Genomic DNA, 24,971 nt, shown 5'->3' with positions numbered 1-24,971 from the left:
CGATTCAGGAGAGACCGTGGCTGCCAACTGCGACGTCTGCGGCAAGGGCCCGGGCTTCGGGCACAGCATCTCGCACTCCCACATCCGCACGAAGCGCCGCTGGAACCCGAACATCCAGCGCGTCCGTGCCGTGGTCGCGGGTACCCCCAAGCGAGTCAACGTCTGCACCTCCTGCCTCAAGGCGGGCAAGGTGACGCGCCAGGCCTGAGCCTGCGCGCCGGGCACGCGCCCGGTCGTCGACGCTTTTCGCGAGACGCCCGTCGGGATTCTTCCCGACGGGCGTCTTGTCGCCCCCGCCCAGGTCACGGGCTCTCCGTTGCCCGCCGCGACCGGCAAAGAATTCGTGAAGGATTCACCAAACCACCTTGGCCAGGGCGGTGCCGTCGTGGCACCCTGGGCAGATGATCGTGCAGACCGACAGCGACGTGGAGATCCGCCCCGCCGACACGACGGACGCCGGGCGCATCGCCCAGGTGCACGTCACGTCCTGGAAGGGCGCCTACGCCAGCGTGCTGCCGGCCGAGTACCTCGACTCCCTCGACGTCGCCGACCGCGCCGCGCAGTGGCAGCGCATCCTCGACGAGGGCACCCGCACGACGCTCGTCGCCGAGGGCGACGGCCGGCTCCTCGGCTTCGCGTCCTACGGCCCCTCCCGCGACGAGGACGCCGAGGACGGCGACCTCGAGCTCTACGCGATCTACCTCGACCCGGAGTCGTGGGGGCGCGGCGTGGCCCGCGACCTCATGCGCACCGTCCTGGCCGACGTGCCGGACGGCGTGCCGATGTCGCTGTGGGTGCTGACCCAGAACGACCGCGCCCGGCACTTCTACCGCCGCCACGGCTTCCAGCCCGACGGCGTGGAGCGCATGGACGACATCGGCGACACCCCGGTCACCGAGGTCCGCTACCGCCGCGGCTGACCCGCTCCGGTCCTCCCCGACCACCCGGCCTCCAGCTCAGCCCGCGAAGTGGTCCCAGCCCGCGCCGGTCGTGGGCTCGTCGCCGTCCACGGTGACGCCGGGCTCCGAGGCGTCGATCACCCGCCCGATCCGCCGGAACCCCTCAGGCAGCGCGACGTCCGGCGCGAACGCGGCGAGCAGGCCGTGGTCCTCTCCCCCGGACAGCACCCAGCCGAGCGCCGCGCTCCGGTCCGCGCCGTCGTTCAGGCCGAGCGCCCGTGCCGCGGGCACCAGCCGCGCCACGTCGTCCTCGAGGGCGGCGGTCTCCAGGTCGACGCCCACCCCGCCGGCTCGGGCGAGCCGCCCGGCGTCGCGCAGCAGCCCGTCGGACACGTCGAGCATCGCGGTGGCGCCCGCGGCCGCCGCACGCGGCCCCGCGGCGAGCGGCGCCTCGGGGCGCAGGTAGCCCGCCACGCACGGGGCGAGCTCCCCCACCGCTCCCGCTGCTCCCGCCCTGCCCGGTGCGCCGGTCGCCGGGTCGGCGGCGCCCGCGTCGAGCAGCGCCAGGCCCGCGGCGGACAGGCCGCGGTTCCCCGCGTACGCGAGGACGTCGCCCGGCCGCGCCCCGGCACGGGTCACCGGGGCGAGCCCCTGCAGGTCCCCGTGCGCGGTGACCGCGACGACGACGGCGTCGCCCCCCGACAGGTCCCCGCCGACGACGCCCGCCCCTGCCGGCGTCGCGACGTCCGCCAGGCCGCGCGCGAGCCCGGTCACCCAGCCCACCGGCAGGTCGCCGGGCACCACCAGCGAGACCACGAGGGACGTCGGCCGCGCGCCCATCGCCGCGACGTCGGCCAGGTTGGCCGTCGCCGCCCGGAAGCCCACGTCGTACCCCGTCGACCAGCGGCGGCGGAAGTGCCGGTCCTCGACGAGCACGTCGGTCGTGACGACGAACCGGGCGTCGGGGGCCGCGACCACCGCGGCGTCGTCCCCGGGGCCCAGGAGGGTGCCGTCGGCGGCCGGCAGCAGGGGGAAGATCCGGGCGAGGAGCTCCTCCTCGGACAGGTCGCGCACGAGGGGGTGGGTGGCGTCGGTCACGGCACGACTGTAGGCGGTCGCCGGCCCCTGGCCGCCCGGTAGCGTGGGCGTCGTGCCCCGCCGTTCCCCGCTGATCAGCGTCGTCCGCAGCCCTGCCGCCCGTGCCGTCGCGCTGGGCGCGGCCCTCGTCGTCCCGCTCGCGGCCTGCGCGCCCACCATCGGCACCAACCCCCCGGCGCCGGACGCCGCCGACCCGGCGTGCGCACCGGTGATGCTCGCCCTCCCGGACACGCTCGCGGGCGACCTGCCGCAGCGGGACACCAACGCCCAGGCCACCACGGCATGGGGCGACCCGGGCGCGGCCGTCACGCTGCACTGCGGCGTGGAGGCGCCCGGCCCGTCGGCCGACTGCCAGCGCGTCGAGTCCGCCGCGGGCGCGGTCGACTGGATCGTCGAGGCCGGCGAGGACGGCACGTGGCGGTTCACCACCTACGGGCGCCAGCCCGCCGTCGAGGTCGTGGTGCCCCCGTCCGTCACGGCGGACCACTCCACGGCGTTCGTCGGCGACCTCGCGCAGGCCGTGAGCAACGTCCCCGCGACCGCGGAGTGCAGCTGAGTCCGCGGCCGACCCGCCCGCGCCGTCGCGACTGTCGGTCCCTCGTGCCACGGTGGGCGGCATGGACCAGCGCGTGAGCCTCGTCACCCTCGTCGTCGCCGATCTCGCCGCCACCCGCCGCTTCTACGTGGACGGGCTGGGCTGGGAGCCGCTCCTCGAGGCGCCCGGCGAGGTGCTCATGTTCCAGGTGGGTCAGCACCTCGTTCTGTCGCTGTGGGACGAGGCGCACGCCGTCGAGGAGATCGGGCCGGTCGTGCGGGGCGGCACCGCGCCGCTCACGCTCGCGCACAACGTGGGCGCGCCCGCGGCCGTGGACGCCGTGCTGGCGGACGCACGCCGGGCCGGCGCGACGTCCGTGCGCGACGGCCTGCACCGGGAGTGGGGCGGGTACTCGGGCTACTTCACCGACCCGGACGGCTTCCTGTGGGAGGTCGCGCACGCGCCCGGGCCGCTGGGCGACCTCGTCGTCCCGTGACGCGACCGGCGGGGAGGGGTCAGCGCAGCCCGGTGGGTCGCTCGAGGGCGAGCTGGATGAGCTCGTCCACCAGCTCGGGGTAGCTCATCCCGGAGGCCTCCCACATGCGCGGGTACATCGAGAACGGCGTGAACCCGGGCATCGTGTTGATCTCGTTGACCACGACCCGCTCGTCGGGCGTGACGAAGACGTCCACGCGCGAGAGCCCCTCGGCCTCCACGGCCTCGAAGGTGCGCACGGCGACCTCGCGGACCTCCTCGAGCACGTGCGGGGGCAGCTCCGCGGGGCAGCGCAGGTCGACGTGCGCCTCGTCGAGGTACTTGGCCTCGAAGTCGTAGAACGCGTGGCTGTCGTGGTCGACGACGATCTCACCCGGCAGCGACGCACGCGTCGGGGCGCCGGCGCGGCCGCCGAGCACGGCGCACTCGATCTCGCGGCCGTCGATGCCGGCCTCCACGATCACCTTCGGGTCGTGCACGCGCGCGGCCTCGACCGCGGCGGGCAGGTCGGCCAGGTCGTCCACGCGGGTGATGCCGAGCGACGACCCGGCGCGCGCCGGCTTGACGAACAGCGGCAGCCCCAGCGGCTCGACGGCGGCGGTGCACGCCGCGGGATCCTGCTCCCAGTCCCGGGGCCGGATGACGACGTACGGCCCGACGGCGAGCCCCTGGCCCGCCAGCACGAGCTTCATGAAGTGCTTGTCCATGCCGACGGCCGAGGCGAGCACGCCCGCACCGACGTAGTGCACGTCCGACAGCTCCAGCAGGCCCTGCACCGTGCCGTCCTCGCCGAACGGGCCGTGCAGCAGCGGGAAGACGACGTCGACCTCGCCGAGCAGCGCCGGCACCTGGCCGGGCTCCAGGACGCGCAGCGTGCGCTCGCCCTGGGTGAGGGACAGCACCACCTCGGCGCCGGACTCGGCGGTGACCTCGGGGAGGCGGCCGTCGGCGATCTGCCAGCGCTCCGGGTCGTCGGCGGCGATGACCCAGCGGCCCTCGCGCGTGATGCCCACGGGCACGACGTCGTACCGGTCGCGGTCGATCGCGCGCAGCACGCCGCTCGCGGTCGACGCGGAGATGGCGTGCTCGCCCGAACGGCCGCCGAACAGCACGGCGACGCGCGTCTTGCGGGGGGCGTCGCCGCCCGGCGTCGGGACGGCGGGGACGGGGCTCGTGGACGGAGCTGAGGTGGCGTCGGACATCGCCGCCCAACCTACCGGACCGCCGCCCCGTGCTGTGAGCGGGAGACACGCCCTCGACACGCCGTCGGCCGGGGCCAGAATCCCGCTCACAGCATCGCGGCGGCTCAGCGGGCGCGCAGCTCCTTGCGCAGGATCTTGCCCGCCGCCGACTTCGGCACCGCGTCGACGAACTCGACGACCCGCACCTTCTTGTACGGGGCGACCTGCTCGGCGACGAACTCCTGCACGTCGCCGGCCGTGAGCGTGCTGCCCTCCGCCCGCACGACGAACGCCTTCGGCACCTCGCCGGACTCCGGGTCGGGCACGCCGATCACCGCGGCGTCCACGACCTCGGGGTGGGTGAGCAGCAGCGCCTCCAGCTCCGCGGGCGCCACCTGGTAGCCCTTGTGCTTGATGAGCTCCTTGAGCCGGTCCACGACGGTGAACGCGCCGGCGGCGTCGACCGTGACGATGTCGCCGGTGTGCAGGAAGCCGTCCGGCTCGAGGGTGTCGCGGGTGGCCTGCTCGTCCGCCAGGTACCCCACCATGACGTTGGGCCCGGCGCACAGCAGCTCGCCGGGCGCGCTGACCCCCGCGGCGGGCTGCGGGATGGTCTCGCCCGTGGCCGGGTCCACGATCCTGGCCAGCATGTTCGGCACGAGCATCCCGACCGTGCCCGGCGAGACGTCGGTGCGGTCGACCGGCACCACGTGCGAGACGGGCGACATCTCCGACATGCCGTAGCCCTGCAGCACGCGCGCGCCCGGCAGCCGGCGGCCCACCGCCTCGGCCAGGTGCTCGTCGAAGGGCGCCGCTCCGGACATGAGCATCCGCACGCTCGACAGGTCGCGGCCGGCGGCCGCCGGGTGCTTCGCGAGCGCCAGCGCGATGGGCGGCGCGACGAACAGCACGGTGGCGCGGTGCTGCTCGATGACCCGCAGGTACTCCGCCAGGTCGAACCGCGGCAGGGTGACGAGCGTGGAGCGCTGGTAGACCGCCCCGTTCATCAGCACCGTCATGCCGTAGATGTGGAAGAACGGCAGCACCGCCGGGATGACGTCGTCCGCCGCCAGCGGCAGGAACGCCTCCGTCTGCACCACGTTCGCCACGAGGTTGCGGTGGGTGAGCATCACGCCCTTGGGCAGGCCTGTCGTGCCCGACGAGTAGGGCAGCACCGCGAGGTGGGTGCGCGGGTCGAACGTGACGTCGGGCGCCGCGTGGCCGCCCGCGAGGAGCTCGCCGAGCGACGGGTGCCCGTCCGCGCCATCGAGAACGACGACGTCCGCGGCCGCCATCCCGACCGCGTCGGCGCCGGCCTCGGCCGCGGGCAGCAGCGCGGACACGGTCACGAGCGCCTTCGCCCCCGACGACCCGAGCTGCTTGGCGACCTCGCGCCCGGACGCGAGCGCGTTGATCGTCGTCACCGTGACGCCTGCCCGCAGCAGCCCGTGGAACACGGCGACGAACGCCGGCACGTTGGGGCTGTGCAGGGCCACGACGTCGCCGACGCCGAGCCCGCGCGCGGCGAACGCGCCCGCGATCGCGTCGACCTGGGCGCGCAGCTCGGCGTAGGTGGTCGTGGCGCCGCTCGGGCCGTCCACCAGGGCGACGCGGTCGAGGTCGGCGCCCGAGAGGGGAGCGAAGAGGAAGTCGTACAGGCTGACGTCGGGGATCTCGACGTCGGGATGGAGGCTGCGGATGATGCCGTCGTCTGCCGGGCCGGTGGCGGGGCTGGCTGCGGGGCGGGCTGCGCTGGTGTCGGGCATGGCGGTCCCTTCGTGCGGCACGGTCCTCGTCGACCGTGTGCCACCGGAGCGTAGCGCCGGGAACCGATCGCGCGACGCTCGCGTTGGGGCGTTCGTGGACATCACCCTCACGACGGAAGCCGTCACGGCGCCCGCGGCCGACGAGGCCGCCGCGCCCGCCGACGACCCCAGCCATAGTCCGGGCTCCCCGCAGCTCCCTGCCCCCCTCGGGCGTGAGGCGGTGCGCGTCCGATGACCGCCGTCCTCTCGCTCCTCCTCGGCCTCCTGGTGATCCTCGTGATCACCGCGGCGACGGCGTACTTCGTCGCCCAGGAGTTCGCCTACATGACCGTGGACCGCTCCCGGCTCGCCGCCCGCGCGGAGGCCGGTGACGCGACCGCGCAGCGCGCCCTCGCCGTCACGAGACGCACGTCGTTCGTGCTCTCGGGCGCCCAGCTCGGCATCACTGTGACCGGCCTGCTGGTCGGCTACGTCGCCGAGCCGCTGGTGGGCGACGCGCTCGGCACGCTGCTGGGCGGCGTCGGCGTCCCGACCGGTGTCGGCGTGGCCGTCGGGACCGTCGCGGCGCTCGTCGTCTCGACGCTGGTGCAGATGCTGTTCGGCGAGCTGTTCCCGAAGAACCTCGCCATCGCCCGGCCCGAGCCGACGGCGCTGCGCCTGGCGGGTTCGACGACGGCCTACCTCACGGTGCTCGGCTGGCTCATCGCCGTGTTCGACAAGGCGTCGAACGCGTTGCTGAAGCTGCTGCGCATCGAGCCGGTGCACGACGTCGAGCACTCCGCCACGGCCCGCGACCTCGAGCACATCGTCGCGGACTCCCGCGACAGCGGCGACCTGCCCGACGACCTGTCGATGCTGCTGGACCGCATCCTCGACTTCCCGCAGCACGACGCGCGCCACGCGATGATCCCGCGCTCGCGCGTCGGGACCGTCGAGCCCGGGCTCACGGTGGGCGAGCTGCGCACCCTCATGGCCGGCGGCCACTCCCGCTACCCGGTCGTGGACGGCGAGGACCAGGCGATCGGCGTCGTGCAGCTCACCGACCTGCTGCGCACGCCGCTGGCGGACGACGCGCCCGTGACCGAGCTGATGCGCCCGGTCACCGTGCTGCCCACGCTGATGCCGCTGCCCGCGGCCCTGACGGAGCTGACGCGCTCGCGCAACCAGCTCGCCGTCGTCGTCGACGAGTACGGCGGCCTCGCGGGCGTCCTCACCCTCGAGGACCTCGCGGAGGAGCTCGTCGGCGAGATCACCGACGAGCACGACGACGACGAGACGGCCACCGTCACGGCCGAGGCCGACGACACCTGGGTGATGGGCGGCGACGTGCACCTCGACGAGGCGGAGCGGGCCCTCGGGCACGACCTGCCGCGCGGGGACCACGAGACGCTCGCCGGGCTGCTCATCGCACAGCTCGGCTCGCTGCCCCGCGCGGGCGACGCCGTCACGGTGGAGCTGCCGCCCGACCCTGCCGACCTCGCGCACGACGAGCCCGTCTCCCGGCGCATCGAGGCGGAGGTGCTCGCCGTCGAGCGGCACGTGCCGCACCTGGTGCGCGTGCGCCTGGTCGAGGCCACCGGTGATGCTGCGCCGGACGCCGCGACCGCCACCTCGACCCGCACCACGAAGGAGGAGGACCGATGAGCGACCCCTGGGTCGTCCTCGCCGCGACCGTCGTCATCATCGCGCTCAGCGCGTTCTTCGTGGCCGTGGAGTTCGCCCTGCTCGGGGCGCGCCGCCACCGGCTCGAGGACGCCGCGCCCACCAGCCGGTCGGCGCGCGCCGCGCTGCGCAGCTCGTCCGAGCTGACGCTGCTGCTCGCAGGCTCGCAGCTCGGGATCACCGCCTGCACCCTGGCCCTCGGCGCCGTGACCAAGCCGGCGGTGCACCACTGGCTCACCCCGCTCTTCGCGGGCTGGGGCGCGCCGTACTGGGTGGCCGACGTCGCGGGCTTCGTGCTCGCCCTGGTCATCGTCACGTTCCTGCACCTCGTCGTGGGCGAGATGGCGCCCAAGTCGTGGGCCATCGCGCACCCCGAGACGTCGGCCACCCTGCTCGCGCTGCCGATGCGCGGGTTCATGTGGCTCACGCGCCCCGTGCTGCGCTGGCTCAACGCCCTCGCCAACCGGTGCCTGCGTGCCGTCGGCGTGGAGCCGGTCGACCACATCGAGGCCGGGCACGACCCGACCACGCTGCGCCACCTGGTGGAGCACTCCGCGAACGTCGGGGCGCTCGACGCGGCGTACTCCTCGCAGATCTCCGGCGCGCTGGAGCTCCAGGCCCTCACCGTCGACACGCTCGTGGCCCCGGGATCGCGGCCCACGGCGGTGCCCGCCGGTGCCACGGCCGCGGACGTGCGGGCCGCGTCCGTCACGTCGGGCCACCTGCGCATCTTGCTGCGGTCGGGCTCCGGGCACGACGCAGGGGACGACGGCGGGGTGACCGGTGTCGTGCACGTGCGCGACACGCTGCTGCTCGACGACGCCGCCCCCGTCGCGCCCATCGCCCGGGAGCCCTTCGTGCTGGACGCGTCGACCACCGTGCACGCGGCCATCGCGCTGCTGCGCGAGGCGGGCGAGCAGCTCGCCCTGGTCCACCGCGACGGCCGCACGCTCGGCGTGATCACCCTCGCCGACGTGCTGCACCGCCTCCTGCCGGAGCCCGTGCCCGCGGGCGGCTGATCGCGCGCAGCCGGGTGACGGCGCGTCGTACGGTGAGGGCATGCCTGCGCCCTCACCGTCCGACGCGCCGTCGCCGTTCTCGACCCCCCGACAGATCCTCACCGACGAGCTGCTGGAGACCATCCGCGGCCGGGCGGCGACGCACGACCGCGAGAACACGTTCTTCGCCGACGACCTCGCGGACCTCAAGGCCGCGGGCTACCTCGCGGCGATGGTGCCCGAGCACCTCGGCGGCGCCGGGCTCACGCTGCGGGAGGCCGCGCGCGAGCAGGCCCGGCTCGCGGGCGCCGCGCCCGCGACCGCGCTCGCGGTGAACATGCACCACGTGTGGGTGGGCGTCGCCCGGTTCCTGCACGAGCGCGGCGACCGCTCCCTCGACTGGCTGCTCGAGGAGACGGCGCGCGGCGAGGTCTTCGGCTTCGGCTACTCCGAGGCGGGCAACGACCTCGTGCTGCTGGGCTCGCGCACCGAGGCGCGCCCCGACGGCGACGGCGGGTACTCCTTCCACGGCACCAAGATCTTCACGTCCAACTCCCCCGGCTGGACCCGCCTCGGCGTCATGGGGCTGGACGACACGACCGACCCCGACGACCCACGCATCGTGCACGCCTTCGTCACCCGCGACGGCGGCGGCTTCGAGATCAAGGACGACTGGGACACGCTCGGCATGCGCGCGTCGCAGTCCTGCACCACCGTGCTGGACGGCGCCCACGCCCCCGCCGACCGCGTGCTGCGGCGCATCGCGCCCGGCCCGAGCCTGGACCCGTACGTGCTCGGCATCTTCACCAGCTTCGAGATCCTGCTCGCGTCCGTTTACCTCGGCATCGCGGACCGCGCGCTGGCGCTCGCCGTCCAGGCGGTGAACAAGCGCCGGTCGATGAAGACGGGCAAGGCGTACTCGCAGGACCCCGACATCCGCTGGCGCATCGGCACCGCCGCGCTCGCCCTGGACGGCCTGTGGCCGCAGCTGGACATGGTGGCCGGGGAGGTCGACGCCCAGGTCGACGTGCGGTCCGGATCAGGCGCCGGGTTCTTCCGCTCGACGGCGGGGCTCAAGGTGCGCGTCACCGAGACGGCCCGCGAGGTCGTGGACGAGGCCATCCGCTGCTCCGGCGGGTCCACGTACTTCAACCGCTCCGAGTTGGGGCGCCTCTACCGCGACGTGCTGGCCGGCATCTTCCACCCGTCCGACGACGAGTCCGCGCACTCCACCGTCGCGCAGGCGATCCTCGGGCCGCTGGAGGACTGACCCGCCTCCCGAGCTGTCAGGGCCACACGCAGGTATACGTCACCGTGGCCCTGACAGCTCCGGGGTCAGGACGAGGCGCCGTCGAGCCGGGCGAGCTCGTCCGCGGTGAGCTCCAGCGTCATCGAGCGCAGCAGGTCGTCGAGCTGACCGGTGCGGCGAGCGCTGGCGATGGGCGCGACGACGGTGGGCTGCTGGCGCAGCCACGCCAGCGACACGGAGGCGACGGGCACGCCGTGGGCGGCGGCGACGTCGTCGAGGGCGGCCAGCACGCGGCGACCGCGGTCGTCGAGGTAGCGCGCGGCGCCCTGGGCGCGGGGGCTGTCCGGCGTCTCGCCGTCGCGGTACGTGCCGGCGAGGAACCCCGACGCGAGTGCGTAATACGGCAGCACGCCCAGGCCGTGCCGCTCCGCGGCCTGGCGCAGCCCGTCCTCGAAGCCCCGCTCCACGAGGTTGTAGTGCGGCTGCAGCGCGACGGGCCGGTGCAGGCCGCCCTCCTCGACGGCGGCGAACCACTCGTCGACCCGCTCCGGCGTGTAGTTGGAGACGCCGATCTCCCGCACGAGGCCGTCGTCGACGAGCGCGGAGAACGCGGCGGCGGTCTCGGCGATCGGCGTCTCGGCGTCGTCGAAGTGCGCGTAGTACAGGTCGATGCGGTCGGTGCCGAGCCGCTTCAGCGACGCCTCCGCCGCGGCCCGGACGTTCGTCGCGGCCAGCCCGCGGAACTGCGGGTGCGTGGAGACCTTGGTCGCGACCAGCACGTCGTCGCGGCGACCGGCGCGGGCGAGCCAGCGCCCGATCGTCGCCTCGCTCTCGCCACCCGAGTTGCCCGGCACCCACGCCGAGTAGCCGTCCGCGGTGTCGACCATGCGGCCGCCGGCGTCGGCGAACGCGTCGAGCACGGCGAAGGACGCCGCGTCGTCGGCCGTCCAGCCGAACACGTTGCCGCCGAGCACCAGGGGCGCCGCGTCGAGATCGAGGGAGCCGAGCGCGCGGCCGGCCGGGGCGGAGTGAGTCGTCTGGGTCACAGGTCGCACAAGCCCGACGGCGTCCGGATCATTCCCGCGGGAGCGCTACGATCCCCGCTCATGACGCTGCGCAGGGGCACGGTCGCCCGGTATGCCGTCGGGTCCGTCGGCACCGGCGGGTTCGCGACGCTGCCCGGGCTCGTCCTCGTCTTCTACCTCACGGACACCCTCGGCGTGACGGCCGCCCTCGCGGGCCTGCTCGTCACCGCGGCCAAGGTGTGGGACGTGATCATCGACCCTGTGATCGGCGCGGCCAGCGACCGGGAGCGCGCCCGCACCGGTCGCCGTCGCCGGCTCATGGTGGCCGGCGGCGTCGCCCTGCCCGTGTTCTTCGTGCTCACCTTCGCCGTCCCGGCCGGCCTCGCCCCGGCGGCGGGCGCGGTCTGGGTGCTGCTCGCGTTCCTCGCGGCGGCGACGGCCTTCAGCCTGTTCCAGGTGCCGTACATCGCCCTGCCGGCGGAGCTCGCGGACACCTACGACGCCCGCACCCGCCTGCTCACCGCGCGGGTCGTGGTGCTCACCGCCGCCATCCTGCTGTTCGGCGGTGGCGGCCCCGCGCTGCGCGGCCTCGGGGGCGACGACGAGCGGCTCGGCTACCTGGTCATGGCCGTGGCGGCCGGGCTGGTGCTCGGCGCGGCGCTGCTCGTCTCCTCGACCGTCGAGAAGTCCGCCGGCCCGCCCGCGCCGCTGCGCCCGGTCCCGGCCCGTACCCGGCTCGCCGCCCACTACCGCGAGGGGCTCGGGCTGCTGCGCGCCAGCCGCCCGTTCCGCACGCTGCTCGGCACGTTCGTGCTGCAGGCGCTCGCCACCGGCGCGATGCTCGCGGGCGCCCAGTACGTCGCCACCTGGGTGCTGCGCGACACCGCCGCGGTGACCTTCCTGTTCGTGGCCCTGGTCGGGCCGGCGCTGGTCGTGACGCCGGCGTGGGGCGCGCTCGCCCGCCGGGTCGGCAAGGAGCGCACGTTCCGGCTCGCGTCCGGGCTGTTCGCCGTCGCGGCGCTCGCCCTGCTGCCGCTGGCCTGGGCGCCCGGCGCCTGGGTGTACGCGCCGGTGGCGCTCGCCGGCGCCGCGTACGCAGGCATGCAGTCCCTGCCGATGGCGATGCTGCCCGACGTCATCGCGCACGACGCCCGCACCACCGGCGCCGACCGCGCCGGCGCGTTCGGCGGCGTCTGGACGGCGGGCGAGACCACGGGCATGGCGCTCGGCACCACCCTGCTGACCGTCGTCCTCGCCGTCACCGGCTACGTCGAGTCGACCGGCGGCCAGTCGGTCGACCAGCCCGGCGCCGCCGTCCTCGGCATCGTCGCGGCGTTCAGCGTGCTGCCCGCGGCGCTCGTGGCCCTCAGCCTGCTCCCGCTCGCCCGCTACCCGCTGCGCCGCCGTGACATCGACGCCGCCCGCCCCGCCGACCACCTCGGCACCCCCGGCACCCCCGGCACCCCCGATCACCAGGAGACCCCGTGAACCGCCCCGCCCGGCCCGACGCCGCCCTCGACCTGGAGCAGTCCCCGGAGGCGGTGCTCGCCGCCCTGGCCGCGCTGCGGCACCGGGACGCCCCCACCCACGGCGGGCGGGTGCTCAGCTACGTCTACGACCCGGGCGTGCCGGAGCTCGACGAGCTCGCCGCCGGCGCCGTCCGCGCCATGCAGCCGGTCAACGGCCTCGACCCGACGACGTTCGGCTCCGTGGCCGCGCTCGAGCGGGATGTCGTCGGCTTCGCGCGGGACCTGCTGGGCGGCGACGCCGACACCGTAGGCACGGTGACCAGCGGCGGCACGGAGAGCTGCCTGCTCGCCGTCCAGTCGGCGCGCGACACCTGGCTCGCGGCCCGGGGGCTGCGGCCCGGCGAGGCCCGGCCGCGCCTGCTCGCCCCGGTGACGGTGCACGCCGCGTTCCAGAAGGCCGCCCACCTGTACGGGCTGGAGCTCGACCTCGTGCCCGTCGTCGCGGACGAGCCCGGCACCGGGGCGGTCGAGGCGGCCGCGCTGGGCGCCCGCCTGCACGACGGCACCGGCGGGGCCGACGGCGTCGCCCTCGTGGTCGTCTCCGCGCCGTCGTACCCGCACGCCGCGGCCGACCCGGTGGCCGACGTCGCCGCCCTCGCCTCGGCCGCCGGGGTGCCGGTGCACGTCGACGCGTGCATCGGCGGCTTCGCGCTGCCGTTCTGGCCCGGCCTGCCCGCGTGGGACCTGCGCGTGCCGGGCGTGACCAGCCTGAGCGCCGACCTGCACAAGTACGCCTTCGCGCCGAAGGGCGCCTCCGTGCTGCTGCACCGCGACCGCGACCGGCAGCGCGCGCAGTACTTCGCCACCACCCGCTGGCCCGGCTACCCCGTGGTCAACCCGACGCTGCTCGGCTCCCGGTCCGGCGGCCCGCTGGCTGCCGCCTGGGCGATCCTTCAGGCCCTGGGGACGGACGGGCTCGCGACGCTCGCCGGCCGCGCCCGGCGCGCCACGCTCGCCCTGCACGACGCCGTGGGCGAGATCGACGGGCTGCGCGTCGTCGGTTCCCCCGTCGGGCCGCTGCTCGCCGTCGCCGCCGACGACGCCGTCCCCGCGGACCGCCGCGTCGACCCGCACGTCTGGGCGGACGCCGTCGGCGCCCGCGGCTGGACGCTCCAGGCCCAGCCCGGCATGGACCAGGCCGACGGCACCCGCCTGCCGCACACCACCCATCTCACCGTCACCCCCGTCACCGAGGGCGTGCTCGGCGACCTGGTGCCCGTGCTGCGCGCCGCCGCCGACGAGGTCCGCGGCGTCCCCCGGCCCGACGCCGGCGCGCTGCTCGGTGCGCTGCCGCCCGCCCTCCTGCCCGGCGACGCCCCCGCCGCGCCCCTCGACTCCGCGACGGCCGCCGCGCTGCTCGACGCCGTCGGGCTGGGCGCCGTCGGCGGCGACCCCGACGCGGCGCCCGGCGTCGGGCCGATGGCGCCGCTGCTCGCGCTCGTCGAAGCGCTGCCCGCACCACTCGTCGAGCGGCTGCTCGTCGAGCTGCTGGCCCGCCTCGTGGAGCCGCGCCCCGCCGCCTGACACGAGTTGTCAGTGGGACGGGGCGACGGCGGCGCGGGTCGGCGTCGTACCCTGCGGCCATGACGCACGACCCCCAGGGCTCCCTGTCCCCCGCCACGCTCGCCGTCACCGCGGGGCGTCCGCCGCGCACGCAGGGCGGCCCGGTGAACCCGCCGGTCGTGCTGAGCTCCACGTACGTGAACCAGGGCGTCTCCGCCCCGGGCGAGCTGCTGTACACCCGGATGGACACCGAGACGTGGCACCCGTTCGAGGAGGCCCTGGCGGCGCTGGAGGGCGCGACCCACGGCGTCGTCTTCGGCTCCGGCATGGCGGCCGTGATCGCGGCGGTCGGGCACGTGCCCGAGGGCGGAGCCGTCGTCGTCCCGCGGCACGCCTACCAGGTGTCGCTCGGCTACCTGGACGACCTCGCCGCCACGCGCGGCGTCGAGGTGCGGCGCGTGGACGTCGCGGACACGGACCAGGTGGTCGCGGCCCTGGACGGCGCCGCGGTGCTGCTGGCCGAGTCGCCCACCAACCCCATGCTCGAGGTCGCGGACCTGCCCGCGATCCTGGCGGCGGCGCGCGAGCGCGGGGTGCGCTCGGTCGTGGACAACACGTTCGCGACGCCGCTCGGCCAGCGCCCGCTGGACCTCGGCGCGGACGTCGTCGTGCACTCGGTGACCAAGTACCTGGCCGGGCACTCGGACGTGGTGCTCGGCGCGGTCGTGACGCGCGACGACGAGATCGCGGCGGGCGTGCGCGCCTACCGGACGATGCACGGCGCGATCCCGGGGCCGATGGAGGTCTGGCTCGCGCTGCGCGGCCTGCGCACCCTGCACCTGCGGGTGGAGCGCGCGAACGCCAGCGCCGCCGAGCTGGCCCGGCGCCTCGCCGAGCACCCGGGCGTCGCCGAGGTGCGGCACCCCTCGCTGCCCGGCGACCCCGGGCACGAGCGCGCCGCCGGCCTCATGAACGGGTTCGGCGCTGTGCTCGGCCTGCGGCCCCACGGCGGCCCCGCCGCGGCGGACGCCGTCGTCGCGGCGGTCCGGCTCTGGGTCCCGGCCACCTCGCTCGGCGGAGTGGAGTCCACGCTGGAGCGGCGCCGCCGCTTCGCCACCGAGTCGCGCACCGTGCCCGAGGACCTGCTGCGGCTCTCGGTCGGCGTCGAGGACGTCGAGGACCTCTGGGCCGACCTGGACCAGGCCCTGCGCGCGGCCGGCGCCTGAGCGGGGCCTGGCCGGGCGCCGGGCCCGCGCGGGTCAGGCGCCGACGCCCTCGGACTTCTGCGGCCGGGCGAGCAGGCCGCGGGCCATGTCCTCCACCGGCAGCCCGTCGTACAGGACCGCCACGACGCCGGCGGTGATCGGCATGTCGACGCCGTGCTTGCTCGCGAGGTCGAGCACGGACCGGCACGACTTGGCGCCCTCCGCCGTCGTCCCCGTGGCCGCGACCGCCTCCTCGAGCGTGCAGCCCTCGCCGATGCGGCGGCCCACCGTGTGGTTGCGCGACAGCGGCGAGGCGCAGGTGGCGACGAGGTCGCCCATGCCGGCGAGCCCCGCGAACGTCGCCGCGTCGGCCCCGAGCGCGAGCCCGAGCCGCGTGATCTCGACCAGGCCCCGGGTGATGACCGTCGCCGTCGTGTTGTCGCCGAAGCCGCGGCCCTGGGCCATGCCCACGGCCAGCGCGATGACGTTCTTCACGGCGCCGCACAGCTCGACGCCCGTGACGTCGCTGTTGAGGTAGGGGCGGAAGTAGGGCGTGGTGCACGCCTCGGCCACCAGGCGGGTCGCCGCCTCGTCGGTGCCCGCGACCACCGTCGCGGTGGGCTGCTCCGCCGCGATCTCGCGGGCCAGGTTCGGGCCGGACACGACCGTGACGCGCGCCGTCGGGACGCCGAGCGACTCGGCGATCACCTCGCTCATGCGCTGGTCGGTGCTCAGCTCGACGCCCTTCATGAGGGAGACGATCACGGCGTCGGGCTCCACGAGGTCCCGGAGCGCGCCGAGCGTGGCGCGCGCGACCTGCGACGGCACGGCGACCACGACGATCTCCGCCCCGTCCAGCGCGACGGCCGCGTCGGTGGTGCCGAGCATCGCCGGCAGCTCGATGCCGGGCAGGTACTTCTCGTTGCGCCGCGCCGTCGTGACCTCCTGGGCCACGGCGGCGTCCCGCCCCCACAGCCGGACGTCGCACCCGGCGTCGGCGAGCACCTTCGCGAACGTCGTGCCCCACGATCCGGAGCCGAGCACGGCGACGCGCCGACGCGGGGCCGCCGCTCGGGGGACGATGGGCAGCTCGGTGGTCAGGTCGTTGCTCAAGGGCGCTCCACGGGCGGGTAGTGGGTCTGCTTCTTCTCGTACTCGGGGTGCTTGCGCAGGTCGAAGCGGGCGGCCGGCGGCGTCTCGCCGCGGATCACCGCGAGCTGCGCCGTGATCGCGTCCATGACGCGGTTGGTGGCCTCGCGCAGCACCAGCGTGTCGAGCGGACGGTCGTAGAGGTCGGACAGGTCCACGGGCGGCCCGGCGACGATCGTCACGGGCTTGCGCGGCCACGGCCGCAGCAGCCGCCCGTACCGCGGCAGGGTCTTGTGCGCGCCCCACTGGGCGACGGGGATCACCGGCAGGCGGCTCACGAGCGCCAGCCGGGCGAGCCCGGTCTTGCCCTCCATGGGCCACAGGTCCGGGTCCCGGGTGAGGGTGCCCTCCGGCAGGATGGCGACGCACGCGCCGTGCCCGAGCTGCGCGCCCGCGTCCTCGAGCGACCTCGCCGCCGCGGACGTGCCCCGGTCGACGGGGATCATCCGCGTGGCGCGGAGCACGGAGCCGACCAGCGGCGCGGTGAACAACCCGCGCTTGGCCAGGATCCGCGGCTCGAACCCCTTGTCGAAGAGGTAGTGCGCCAGCGTGAGGGCGTCGAACTCCGTGACGTGGTTGGCCGCGGCGATGAAGCCGCCCTCGCGGGGCAGGTTCTCCTCGCCGCCGTCCCAGTCGTAGCGGATCATCGAGGACAGCAGGGGCCGCACGATCCGCGCGACGGCGCGGTAACCACGGGAGTCAGGTCGGGCGATCGGCACGGGCTCAGAGCCTACCCGCCCGTGCCGGCCGGCCGTGTCAGGTCAGCCCCGCGTGACGTCGGCGCCGAGCGAGACCAGCTTCTCCTGGAAGTTCTCGTACCCGCGGTCGATGAGGCTGATGCCACGCACGGTCGAGGAGCCGTTGGCGGTCAGGGCCGCGATGAGGTGGGAGAACCCGCCGCGCAGGTCGGGGACCTCGATGTCGGCCGCGCTCAGCGGCGTCGGGCCGGAGATGACGGCCGAGTGCCGGAAGTTGCGCTGCCCGAACCGGCAGTCCCGCCCGCCCAGGCACTCCTTGTAGACCTGGATGGTGGCGCCCATCTTGCGCAGCGCGTCGGCGAAGCCGAACCGGTTCTCGTACACCGTCTCGTGCACGATCGACAGGCCCTTCGCCTGGGTCAGCGCGACGACGAGCGGCTGCTGCCAGTCCGTCATGAAGCCGGGGTGCACGTCGGTCTCCAGGACGATGGAGTCCAGGTCCCCGCCCGGGTGCCAGAACCGGATGCCGTCCTCGGCCACGTCGAACCGGCCGCCCACCTTCCGGAACGTGTTGAGGAACGTCATCATCTCGGGCTGCGTCGCGCCCTTGATCGTCACGTCGCCGCCCGTGGCCAGCGCCGCGGACGCCCAGGACGCCGTCTCGATCCGGTCGCTCAGCGCAGTGTGCGAGTAGCCCTCGAGGCGGTCCACGCCCTCGATCCGGATCACCCGGTCGGTGTCGACGGAGATGATCGCGCCCATCTTCTGCAGGACGGCGATGAGGTCCATGATCTCGGGCTCGATGGCCGCGCCGGTGAGCTCGGTGATGCCCTCCGCGCGCACGGCCGTGAGCAGGAGCTGCTCGGTGGCGCCGACGGACGGGTACGGCAGCGAGATCTTGGTGCCCTGCAGGCGGCGGGGGGCGCGGAGCTGGATGCCGTTCGGCATCTTGTCCACGACGGCGCCGAACTGCCGCAGGATGTCCAGGTGGTAGTTGATCGGCCGGTCGCCGATCCGGCAGCCGCCCAGGTCGGGGATGAACGCCTCGCCGAGCCGGTGCAGCAGCGGGCCGCAGAACAGGATCGGGATCCGGGACGAGCCCGCGTGGGCGTCGATGTCCGCCACGTGCGCGGACTCCACGTTCGACGGGTCGAGGTCGAGGATGCCCGCGTCGGGGTCCGCCTTGACGTTGACGCCGTGCAGCTCGAGCAGGCCCGTGACCACCGCGACGTCGCGGATCTGCGGGACGTTCCGCAGCACGCTCGCCGACTCTCCCAGCAGGGACGCGACCATCGCCTTGGAGACGAAGTTCTTCGCCCCACGCACCGTGATGGTGCCCTCGAGCGGGGTCCCGCCGTTCACGTGCAGCAGATCGTTCATGTCGTCGTGTTCGTCCCGTCGTTACGAGTGCAGTGGTGCCCGGGGCGTCGTCGGTTGCCGTCGTCCCAGCGCGCCGTCGATCCTGCCCCGCCCGGCCCGGCGGTGCCAACACGCGCCCGGAGAGCCATCCTCACGTTCACCACACCTTCACGCGCCGGGCACCCCCTCGCAGGGCCGCCGATTCCGTATCCCGAGACAAGTGTTCATGATGCGGACTCACGGGCGTACCGTCCCCGACCATGTCCACCTCCGTCACGTCGGGCGCCCCCAGCACGCCGACGCCGGCCGTCAACTCGCGCGGCCGCGTCATCGTCGCGTCGCTCATCGGCACGTCCATCGAGTTCTACGACTTCTACGCGTACGCGACCGCGGCCTCGCTCGTCTTCCCGGCCCTGTTCTTCCCGAACCAGGACGGCACCACGGCCCTGCTCGCGTCGTTCGCCGCGTTCGGCGTCGCGTTCGTCGCGCGGCCGGTCGGGTCCGTCCTCTTCGGCCACTTCGGCGACCGGGTGGGCCGCAAGACGACGCTCGTGGCGTCCCTGCTCACCATGGGCATCGCGACCGTGGTGATCGGCGTCATCCCCGCCGCCACCAACCCGGGCTGGGCCGTGCTCGCGCCCGTCGTGCTGGTGCTGTGCCGCTTCTGCCAGGGCCTCGGTCTGGGCGGCGAGTGGGGCGGCGCCGCCCTGCTGGCCACGGAGAACGCGCCGGCCGGCAAGCGCGCCGTGTGGGGCACGTTCCCGCAGCTGGGCGCCCCGATCGGCTTCATCCTCGCCAACCTGGTGTTCATCGGCCTCTCGCAGACCCTCACCGACGCGCAGTTCACGTCGTGGGGCTGGCGCGTGCCGTTCCTCGCCAGCTCGATCCTCGTGATCGTGGGCCTGTGGGTGCGGCTCAAGCTCATCGAGACGCCCGCCTTCACCAAGGTCGTCGAGGCGGAGGCCGTCGCGAAGGTGCCGGTGGCCGAGGTGTTCCGCACGTCGTGGCGCAAGGTCCTCTCCGGCACGTTCATCATGGTCGCCACGTACGGGCTCTTCTACCTGATGACCACGTTCACGCTGAACTACGGCATCGCCGCGACGGACCCCACGGACGGCTCCCCCGCCGGCCTGGGCTACGAGAAGATCGACTTCCTCTGGATGCTCATCGTGGGCTGCGTCTTCTTCGGCCTGTTCACGCTCGCGTCGGGCCCGCTCGCGGAGAAGTACGGCCGCCGGCCCATGCTGCTGGTCGTCACCGGGGCGATCGCCGTCTTCGGCCTGCTCTTCGTGCCGCTGTTCGCCGGCGGCACCGTGGGCGTCCAGACCCTCCTCATCCTCGGCTTCACGCTCATGGGCCTGACCTTCGGCCCGATGGCGGCGCTGCTGCCCGAGCTGTTCCCGGCGAACGTCCGCTACACGGGCGCGTCGGTGGCGTACAACCTCGCGTCGATCCTCGGCGCCGCCGTGGCGCCGTTCGTCGCGGTGTGGCTCTGGGAGAAGGCCGGCTCCCCGGTCCTCGTGGGCGCCTACCTCGCCGTGATGGCCGCGGTCACCTTCGTGGCGCTGTGGCTGCAGAAGGAGACCAGGGACGTCGACTTCAGCGGGGACATCTCCGCCTGACGACGGCGCTGCCGCCCGGCACGACGACGGCGCCGTCCCTCCGCCGCGGAGGGGCGGCGCCGTCGTCGCACCGGACGAACCGGCGGTCCGTCAGGCCGTCGCCTCGGCCGTCTCGTGCTCGCGGTGCTGCACGGGCGACATCGCCGCCGCGCACACGACGCCGATCACCAGGACGGCGCCCACCAGCAGCAGCGTCTGGCCGGCGGCGGTGGCGAAGCCCGCGAAGAACGCCTGCTGGGCCGCCGCACCGACCTGCTCCGCGACCGAGGACGGGACGCCGTCGGGCAGCTGGACCGAGCCGACCGCCGTCGTGCCGAGGCCGCCGCTGGCCTGCGTGATCCCGTCGACGAACGGCTGCCGGTACTGCTCCGGCAGCTGGGCCGCGACGTCCTGCGCGGCGGCCGGGACGGTGATCGCAAGGCGGGCCGAGAGCACCGCCACCACGACGGCCGACCCGATGACGCCGCCCACCTGGCGGTTGGTGTTGAACGCGCCCGCCCCGGCGCCGGCCGTGCGGGCGTCGAGCCCCGACGTGGCCAGGTTGGACAGGGGCGAGAACGTGAGGCCGGTCCCGACGCCGAACAGCGCCATCGGCCACAGCAGCGCGTACGGGGACAGGTCGGGGTCGAGCACGGCGGAGAGCCAGAGCACCGCCCCCGCGATCGCGGCGAAGCCCGCGGCGACCACCCACTTGGCCGGCACCCGGTCGGACAGCCGACCCGCGAACGGCGCCACCACCCCGGACACGAGCGAGCCCGGCATCATCACCAGCGCCGCGTTGATGGGCGTCAGGCCGAGGATGGACTGCAGGAAGATCGTCAGCGGGAAGAAGATGCCGATCATCGCGAACGTCACGACCATGCCGTCGACGTTGGCGAGCGAGAAGTTGCGCGAGCGGAACAGCCGCAGCGGGAGCAGCGCGCGCGGCCCCTGCTTGTGCTGCCACCAGACGAACCCGGCAAGGACGAGCACGCCCAGCCCCACGACCGTCCACACCGAGAACGGCCCCCAGATGTGGCCCCAGTCGTAGTTCTCGCCCTCCTGCAGGCCGAAGACGACGGCCGCGAGGCCCACCACCGACAGCACCACGCCGAGCGGGTCGATCGTCGTCCCGTGCGACGGGAGGTGCGGCAGCCGCGCGAACGAGAACCAGAGCGCGGCGACACCCACCGGGATGTTGACGTAGAAGATCCACTCCCAGCCGATCGTCTCGACGAAGACGCCGCCGAGCAGCGGGCCGACCAGCGTCGCCACGCCCGCCGTCGCGCCCCACAGGCCCATCGCCGCGCCGCGCTGGGTGGGCGGGAAGACGCGCGTGATCATCGACATCGTCTGCGGGGTCATCATCGCCGCGCCCACGCCCTGCAGGACACGGAAGCCGATGAGCCAGCCGATCTCGGGCTCGGATCCGATGTTGCCGGAGAAGCCGCAGAGGAACGAGAACGTCGTGAACACCACGAGCCCGACGATGAACACCGACTTCTGCCCGTACCGGTCGCCGAGCCGGCCGGCCAGGAGCATCAGCACGGCGTAGGAGAGCAGGTAGGCGCTGTTCACCCAGCCGACCTCGATGAGGGAGGCGGAGAACTGCTCGGTGAGCGTGGGGATGGCGATGTTCACGATCGTGGTGTCGACCATGATCATGAAGAAGCCGAGGATGAGCGGCGGGAGCACGCTCCAGGCCGACCGGCCGTGCAGGTCGACGAGAGGGGTCACCGGGGCGCGCCCGGACGTGGTGGACATGCGACGAGCGTGGCACGGCCCACCGACGCGCGCCTCGTCACGCGGGCGGTGTGCCCGGCGCCCCCTCGAGCGACGCGCGCAGCGCGACGGCGATCTCTCCCGCCGCGGCGAGCTGGTCGTCGCTCAGCGCGTCGACGAACAGGCGCCGCACGTCCCGCAGGTGCCCGACCGACGCCCGGCGGAAGGACGCGGCGCCCTCGTCGGTGAGCGCCACTCCCGCCGCCCTGCTCCCCCGCCGCGCGACGAGCCCGCGGCGCTCCATGCGGCCCACGTGGTGCGAGAGCCGGCTGCGCTCCCAGCCCACCGCCGTCGCGAGCGCCGAGGACCGCAGGCAGCCCCCGTCGGCATCGTGCAGCGCGAGGAGCACCGCGTAGTCGGCCCACGACAGCCCCGACTCGGCCTGCAAGCGAGACGACAGGCGCGAGCGGAGCGCCTCGGTCGTCTCGACGAACTCGCGCCAGGTGCGCAGCTGGTCGAGGGTCGGCGAGCGCCGCGCCCCGTCCCGGCCCTGCGTCATGCCGCCCTCCAGCCCTTCGGGAATTGACACGTCAACTCTGACGTTACCCCCGGCGACCGACACCGTCACGGGGAGGACACCATGACCACGCTCCAGCTCGGGCTCGACTCGTTCGGCGACCGCCCCGTCGGCGCCGACGGGGAGCTCGTCTCGCACGCCGCCGCGATCCGGCAGGTCGTCGACGAGGCCGTCCTGGCCGACCAGGTGGGCGTCGACGTCGTCGCGCTCGGCGAGCACCACCGGCCCGAATACGCCATCTCGACCCCCGAGACCGTGCTCGCCGCGATCGCGTCCCGCACCGAGCGCATCCGGCTGGCGTCGGGCGTGACCGTGCTGTCGTCCGACGACCCCGTGCGGGTGTTCCAGCGCTTCGCCACCCTCGACGCCCTGTCGGACGGGCGCGCCGAGGTGATCCTGGGGCGCGGCTCGTTCACCGAGTCGTTCCCGCTGTTCGGCTACGACCTCCAGGACTACGACCTGCTGTTCGACGAGAAGATCCACCTCTTCACCGAGTTGCTGAAGGAGGAGCCGGTCACCTGGTCCGGCACCACCCGGCCGGCGCTGCGCGACGCTGACGTCTTCCCCAAGACGGAGTCCGGCCGCCTGTCGACGTGGGTCGGCGTGGGCGGCTCCCCGCAGTCCGTGGTCCGCGCCGCGCACTACGGCCTGCCCCTCATGCTCGCGATCATCGGCGGGGAGCCCGCGCGGTTCGCGCCGTACGTGGATCTCTACCGCCGCGCCACCGCCCAGCTCGGCACGACGACGCACCCGGTGGGCATGCACTCGCCCGGGTTCGTCGCCGACACCGACGAGGAGGCCGTCGAGGTCTTCTGGCCCCACTACAAGCTCCAGCGCGACCGCATCGGGGCGTCCCGCGGGTGGCCGCCGATCCGGCGGGAGGAGTACGACGCCGAGATCGCGCACGGCTCCCTGTACATCGGGTCGCCGGAGACCGTCGCGCGCAAGATCGCGACGTCGGTCACCGCCCTCGGGGTGGGCCGGTTCGACATGATCTACACCACCGGCGCCCAGCCCGCCGAGGCCAGACTGCGCAACGTCGAGCTGTACGGCACCCAGGTGGTGCCCCGCGTGCGCGAGCTGGTCGCCGAGCAGACCGCCGCGCAGAACGACGCCGCACAGGACGGTGCCGCGTGACCGCACCGTCGTCCTCACCCGAGGCCACGACGATCGGCATCCTCGGCGCCGGGAAGGTCGGGACGGTCCTGGCGCGACTGGCCGCGGCGGCCAGGTACCGCGTGCTCGTCGCGGGCTCGGGCGACCCGGAGCGGATCGCGCTCACGGTCGAGGTGCTCGCCCCCGGCGCGCAGGCCGTCACCGCCCAGGAGGCCGCGGCGAAGGCCGACGTCGTCGTCCTCGCGCTCCCGCTCGGCCGCTACCGCACGGTCCCGGCGGACGCGCTGGCCGGGAAGCTCGTGCTCGACGCCATGAACTACTGGTGGGAGGTGGACGGGCACCGGGCGGACCTCGCCGAGCCCGCCACCTCGACGAGCGAGCTGGTGCAGGACTTCCTCCCGGCGTCGCGCGTCGTCAAGGCGTTCAACCACATGGGCTACCACGACCTCGACGGCGGGGCCCGGCCGGCCGGTGCGCCGGACCGGCGGGCGATCGCGGTCGCCGGGGACGAGCCCGACGACGTGCGGCAGGTGGCCGACCTCGTCGACCGGCTCGGCTTCGACCCCGTGGTCGCGGGCGCGCTGGCCGCCGGCGCGCGGCTGCAGCCGGGCACCCCGGCGTTCGGCGCCAACGTCGCCCGCGCCGAGCTGCGGGAGCTGGTCGGGGCGCGGGGCTGACGCCCGCCCTCGCGGCCGTCGGCGGCGCCCCCTACGCTGGACGGCAGGGCGGCGCGTCCCGCCCGACCCCCGGTCCGGCGCTCGCGCCGCCGGGACCGCGCGAGCGGTGGGGCAGAGGGGACCTCGAGTGCTCGACGCGGGTCAGGACACCGTGTTCCCGGTGCCTGCCGGCGGGCGCGAGCCGCGGGTGGCGCGCCGAGCGAGCACGCAGGAGTCCCCATGACCACGCAGGAATCGTTCAAGCGCCGCGTCCGCGCGCGCATGACCCGCACCGGCGAGAAGTACGGCGCCGCGCGCCGCGCCCTCCTCGCCCAGGCCGCGCCCGCCACGCCGCCGGGAGCCGCGCCCGGCACGCGCCGCTGGGTCTCGCAGCCCGACGTCGCCGACGACGCCGTCCGCGAGAACACCGGCCACGGCTGGGACGAGTGGGTCGACCTCGTCGACGCGGGCCCCGGTCGCGAGGCCGGCCACACCGCCATCGCCGCGTGGGTGGCCGAGCAGCACGGCGTGCCGGGGTGGTGGGCGCAGTCCGTCACCGTCGGCTACGAGCGCATCACCGGGCTGCGCGTGCCCGGGCAGCGACCCGACGGCACGTTCTCCGTGAGCCGGTCGCGGCTGACCGACCTCGACCCGGACCTCGTGCGCGCCCTGCTCGACGACGAGGCGGCCCGCGCCGACCTCGTTCCCGGCCTGACGCTCACGCCGAGGTCGCGGCCCGGGGTCAAGAGCCCCCGGTTCGGCGTCTCCGACGACGACGGCGCGCACGGCGTCGCGATGTTCTCGCTGGACCCGGCCGGGTCCCGGCTGCGCCTCACCGTCACCCACGAGCGGATCCCGACGGCGGCCGAGGCCGAGCAGTGGAAGGGCTACTGGGCCGACTGGCTGGATGCGCTGGCCGCAGCCGGTGACGGCTGAGCCGGCGCCGGG

Annotated in this window: 23 protein-coding genes; 14 read left to right on the top strand and 9 right to left on the bottom strand. The window is 74.8% G+C overall.

Annotation, left to right across the window (positions count from 1 at the left end; translation table 11 throughout):
- The first annotated feature begins 16 nt into the window (after positions 1-16).
- Positions 17-208: a 50S ribosomal protein L28 gene (gene rpmB, locus ACFWDO_RS04150; protein ID WP_069984843.1), complete on the top strand. Its 192-nt coding sequence runs from the start codon at positions 17-19 to the stop codon at positions 206-208.
- Between the two features lie 193 nt (positions 209-401).
- Positions 402-920 carry a GNAT family N-acetyltransferase gene (locus ACFWDO_RS04145; RefSeq protein ID WP_380314979.1) on the top strand — a complete coding sequence of 173 codons (519 nt, stop codon included), beginning with the start codon at positions 402-404 and terminating at the stop codon, positions 918-920.
- 36 nt (positions 921-956) lie between these two features.
- On the opposite strand, the gene ACFWDO_RS04140 is transcribed toward ACFWDO_RS04145, so the two are convergent.
- A complete protein-coding gene (locus tag ACFWDO_RS04140; protein WP_380314982.1) occupies positions 957-1,997 on the bottom strand; it encodes a thiamine-phosphate kinase in 1,041 nt (346 codons plus the stop codon).
- Between the two features lie 52 nt (positions 1,998-2,049).
- Between ACFWDO_RS04140 and ACFWDO_RS04135 the strand changes: the two genes are divergently transcribed.
- Together ACFWDO_RS04135 and ACFWDO_RS04130 are read left to right on the top strand one after the other, a co-directional pair.
- Complete coding sequence (locus tag ACFWDO_RS04135) at positions 2,050-2,553, top strand: DUF3515 family protein (RefSeq protein ID WP_380314985.1); 504 nt, start codon at positions 2,050-2,052, stop codon at positions 2,551-2,553.
- A 61-nt stretch (positions 2,554-2,614) separates the two neighbouring features.
- Positions 2,615-3,028, top strand: a complete 414-nt coding sequence (locus ACFWDO_RS04130) for a VOC family protein (protein ID WP_380314988.1) — start codon at positions 2,615-2,617, stop codon at positions 3,026-3,028.
- Positions 3,029-3,047: 19 nt separating this feature from the next.
- On the opposite strand, the gene ACFWDO_RS04125 is transcribed toward ACFWDO_RS04130, so the two are convergent.
- On the bottom strand, positions 3,048-4,229 hold the full coding sequence (locus tag ACFWDO_RS04125; RefSeq protein WP_380314991.1) for a D-alanine--D-alanine ligase family protein: 1,182 nt from the start codon (positions 4,227-4,229) through the stop codon (positions 3,048-3,050).
- A gap of 104 nt (positions 4,230-4,333) precedes the next feature.
- On the bottom strand, positions 4,334-5,911 hold the full coding sequence (locus tag ACFWDO_RS04120) for an AMP-binding protein (RefSeq protein ID WP_380315088.1): 1,578 nt from the start codon (positions 5,909-5,911) through the stop codon (positions 4,334-4,336).
- A gap of 294 nt (positions 5,912-6,205) precedes the next feature.
- Between ACFWDO_RS04120 and ACFWDO_RS04115 the strand changes: the two genes are divergently transcribed.
- Genes ACFWDO_RS04115 through ACFWDO_RS04105 form a run of 3 tightly spaced genes read left to right on the top strand, consistent with a single transcriptional unit; the run spans position 6,206 to position 9,904 of the window.
- On the top strand, positions 6,206-7,618 hold the full coding sequence (locus ACFWDO_RS04115) for a hemolysin family protein (protein WP_380314994.1): 1,413 nt from the start codon (positions 6,206-6,208) through the stop codon (positions 7,616-7,618).
- Positions 7,615-8,655: a hemolysin family protein gene (locus ACFWDO_RS04110; RefSeq protein WP_380314997.1), complete on the top strand. Its 1,041-nt coding sequence runs from the start codon at positions 7,615-7,617 to the stop codon at positions 8,653-8,655. The genes ACFWDO_RS04115 and ACFWDO_RS04110 overlap by 4 nt, the downstream gene beginning before the upstream one ends.
- Before the next feature lie 40 nt (positions 8,656-8,695).
- Entirely contained in the window at positions 8,696-9,904 is a 1,209-nt protein-coding gene (locus ACFWDO_RS04105) for an acyl-CoA dehydrogenase family protein (protein WP_380315000.1), read from the top strand.
- Positions 9,905-9,969: 65 nt separating this feature from the next.
- On the opposite strand, the gene ACFWDO_RS04100 is transcribed toward ACFWDO_RS04105, so the two are convergent.
- Positions 9,970-10,929 (bottom strand): aldo/keto reductase, encoded by a 960-nt coding sequence (locus ACFWDO_RS04100; RefSeq protein WP_380315003.1) that lies wholly within the window; start codon positions 10,927-10,929, stop codon positions 9,970-9,972.
- 60 nt (positions 10,930-10,989) lie between these two features.
- Here ACFWDO_RS04100 and ACFWDO_RS04095 point away from each other — a divergent pair, with 60 nt between their 5' ends.
- The 3 genes from ACFWDO_RS04095 to ACFWDO_RS04085 are packed head-to-tail and all read left to right on the top strand — an operon-like array spanning position 10,990 to position 15,166.
- Entirely contained in the window at positions 10,990-12,396 is a 1,407-nt protein-coding gene (locus ACFWDO_RS04095) for an MFS transporter (protein WP_380315006.1), read from the top strand.
- On the top strand, positions 12,393-13,961 hold the full coding sequence (locus tag ACFWDO_RS04090; RefSeq protein WP_380315009.1) for a pyridoxal phosphate-dependent decarboxylase family protein: 1,569 nt from the start codon (positions 12,393-12,395) through the stop codon (positions 13,959-13,961). The genes ACFWDO_RS04095 and ACFWDO_RS04090 overlap by 4 nt, the downstream gene beginning before the upstream one ends.
- Positions 13,962-14,020: 59 nt before the next feature.
- Positions 14,021-15,166 carry a trans-sulfuration enzyme family protein gene (locus ACFWDO_RS04085; protein WP_380315012.1) on the top strand — a complete coding sequence of 382 codons (1,146 nt, stop codon included), beginning with the start codon at positions 14,021-14,023 and terminating at the stop codon, positions 15,164-15,166.
- 33 nt (positions 15,167-15,199) lie between these two features.
- Here ACFWDO_RS04085 and ACFWDO_RS04080 read toward each other — a convergent pair whose 3' ends face one another.
- From ACFWDO_RS04080 to murA, 3 genes are read right to left on the bottom strand one after another with little or no spacing between them, the layout of a single operon-like run.
- Positions 15,200-16,258 (bottom strand): NAD(P)H-dependent glycerol-3-phosphate dehydrogenase, encoded by a 1,059-nt coding sequence (locus ACFWDO_RS04080; RefSeq protein ID WP_380315015.1) that lies wholly within the window; start codon positions 16,256-16,258, stop codon positions 15,200-15,202.
- A complete protein-coding gene (locus tag ACFWDO_RS04075) occupies positions 16,255-17,013 on the bottom strand; it encodes a lysophospholipid acyltransferase family protein (RefSeq protein ID WP_380315018.1) in 759 nt (252 codons plus the stop codon). Before ACFWDO_RS04075 ends, ACFWDO_RS04080 begins: the two co-directional genes overlap by 4 nt.
- Before the next feature lie 42 nt (positions 17,014-17,055).
- Positions 17,056-18,372 (bottom strand): UDP-N-acetylglucosamine 1-carboxyvinyltransferase, encoded by a 1,317-nt coding sequence (gene murA, locus ACFWDO_RS04070; RefSeq protein ID WP_380315021.1) that lies wholly within the window; start codon positions 18,370-18,372, stop codon positions 17,056-17,058.
- Between the two features lie 239 nt (positions 18,373-18,611).
- On the opposite strand from murA, the gene ACFWDO_RS04065 reads away from it, so the two are divergent.
- Positions 18,612-19,973, top strand: coding sequence for an MFS transporter (locus ACFWDO_RS04065; protein ID WP_380315024.1), 1,362 nt, complete (start codon positions 18,612-18,614; stop codon positions 19,971-19,973).
- A gap of 90 nt (positions 19,974-20,063) precedes the next feature.
- On the opposite strand, the gene ACFWDO_RS04060 is transcribed toward ACFWDO_RS04065, so the two are convergent.
- The gene (locus ACFWDO_RS04060) at positions 20,064-21,716 is read right to left on the bottom strand and encodes a DHA2 family efflux MFS transporter permease subunit (RefSeq protein ID WP_380315027.1); all 1,653 of its coding nucleotides are present in this window, start codon (positions 21,714-21,716) and stop codon (positions 20,064-20,066) included.
- A 37-nt stretch (positions 21,717-21,753) separates the two neighbouring features.
- On the bottom strand, positions 21,754-22,263 hold the full coding sequence (locus tag ACFWDO_RS04055; RefSeq protein ID WP_380315030.1) for a MarR family winged helix-turn-helix transcriptional regulator: 510 nt from the start codon (positions 22,261-22,263) through the stop codon (positions 21,754-21,756).
- Between the two features lie 51 nt (positions 22,264-22,314).
- Between ACFWDO_RS04055 and ACFWDO_RS04050 the strand changes: the two genes are divergently transcribed.
- From ACFWDO_RS04050 to ACFWDO_RS04040, 3 genes are all read left to right on the top strand, one after another.
- On the top strand, positions 22,315-23,388 hold the full coding sequence (locus ACFWDO_RS04050; protein ID WP_380315033.1) for an LLM class flavin-dependent oxidoreductase: 1,074 nt from the start codon (positions 22,315-22,317) through the stop codon (positions 23,386-23,388).
- Positions 23,385-24,044, top strand: a complete 660-nt coding sequence (locus ACFWDO_RS04045; protein ID WP_380315037.1) for an NADPH-dependent F420 reductase — start codon at positions 23,385-23,387, stop codon at positions 24,042-24,044. The genes ACFWDO_RS04050 and ACFWDO_RS04045 overlap by 4 nt, the downstream gene beginning before the upstream one ends.
- A 219-nt stretch (positions 24,045-24,263) precedes the next feature.
- Positions 24,264-24,959 carry a DUF4287 domain-containing protein gene (locus ACFWDO_RS04040; protein ID WP_380315040.1) on the top strand — a complete coding sequence of 232 codons (696 nt, stop codon included), beginning with the start codon at positions 24,264-24,266 and terminating at the stop codon, positions 24,957-24,959.
- Positions 24,960-24,971: the final 12 nt, after the last annotated feature.

It is taken from the genome of Isoptericola sp. NPDC060185 (assembly GCF_042728595.1).
In the GTDB taxonomy this organism is placed as follows: domain Bacteria; phylum Actinomycetota; class Actinomycetes; order Actinomycetales; family Cellulomonadaceae; genus Isoptericola.
Note: the sequence above shows the minus strand (reverse complement) of the source record. Positions and strands in the feature narration are given on the sequence as shown.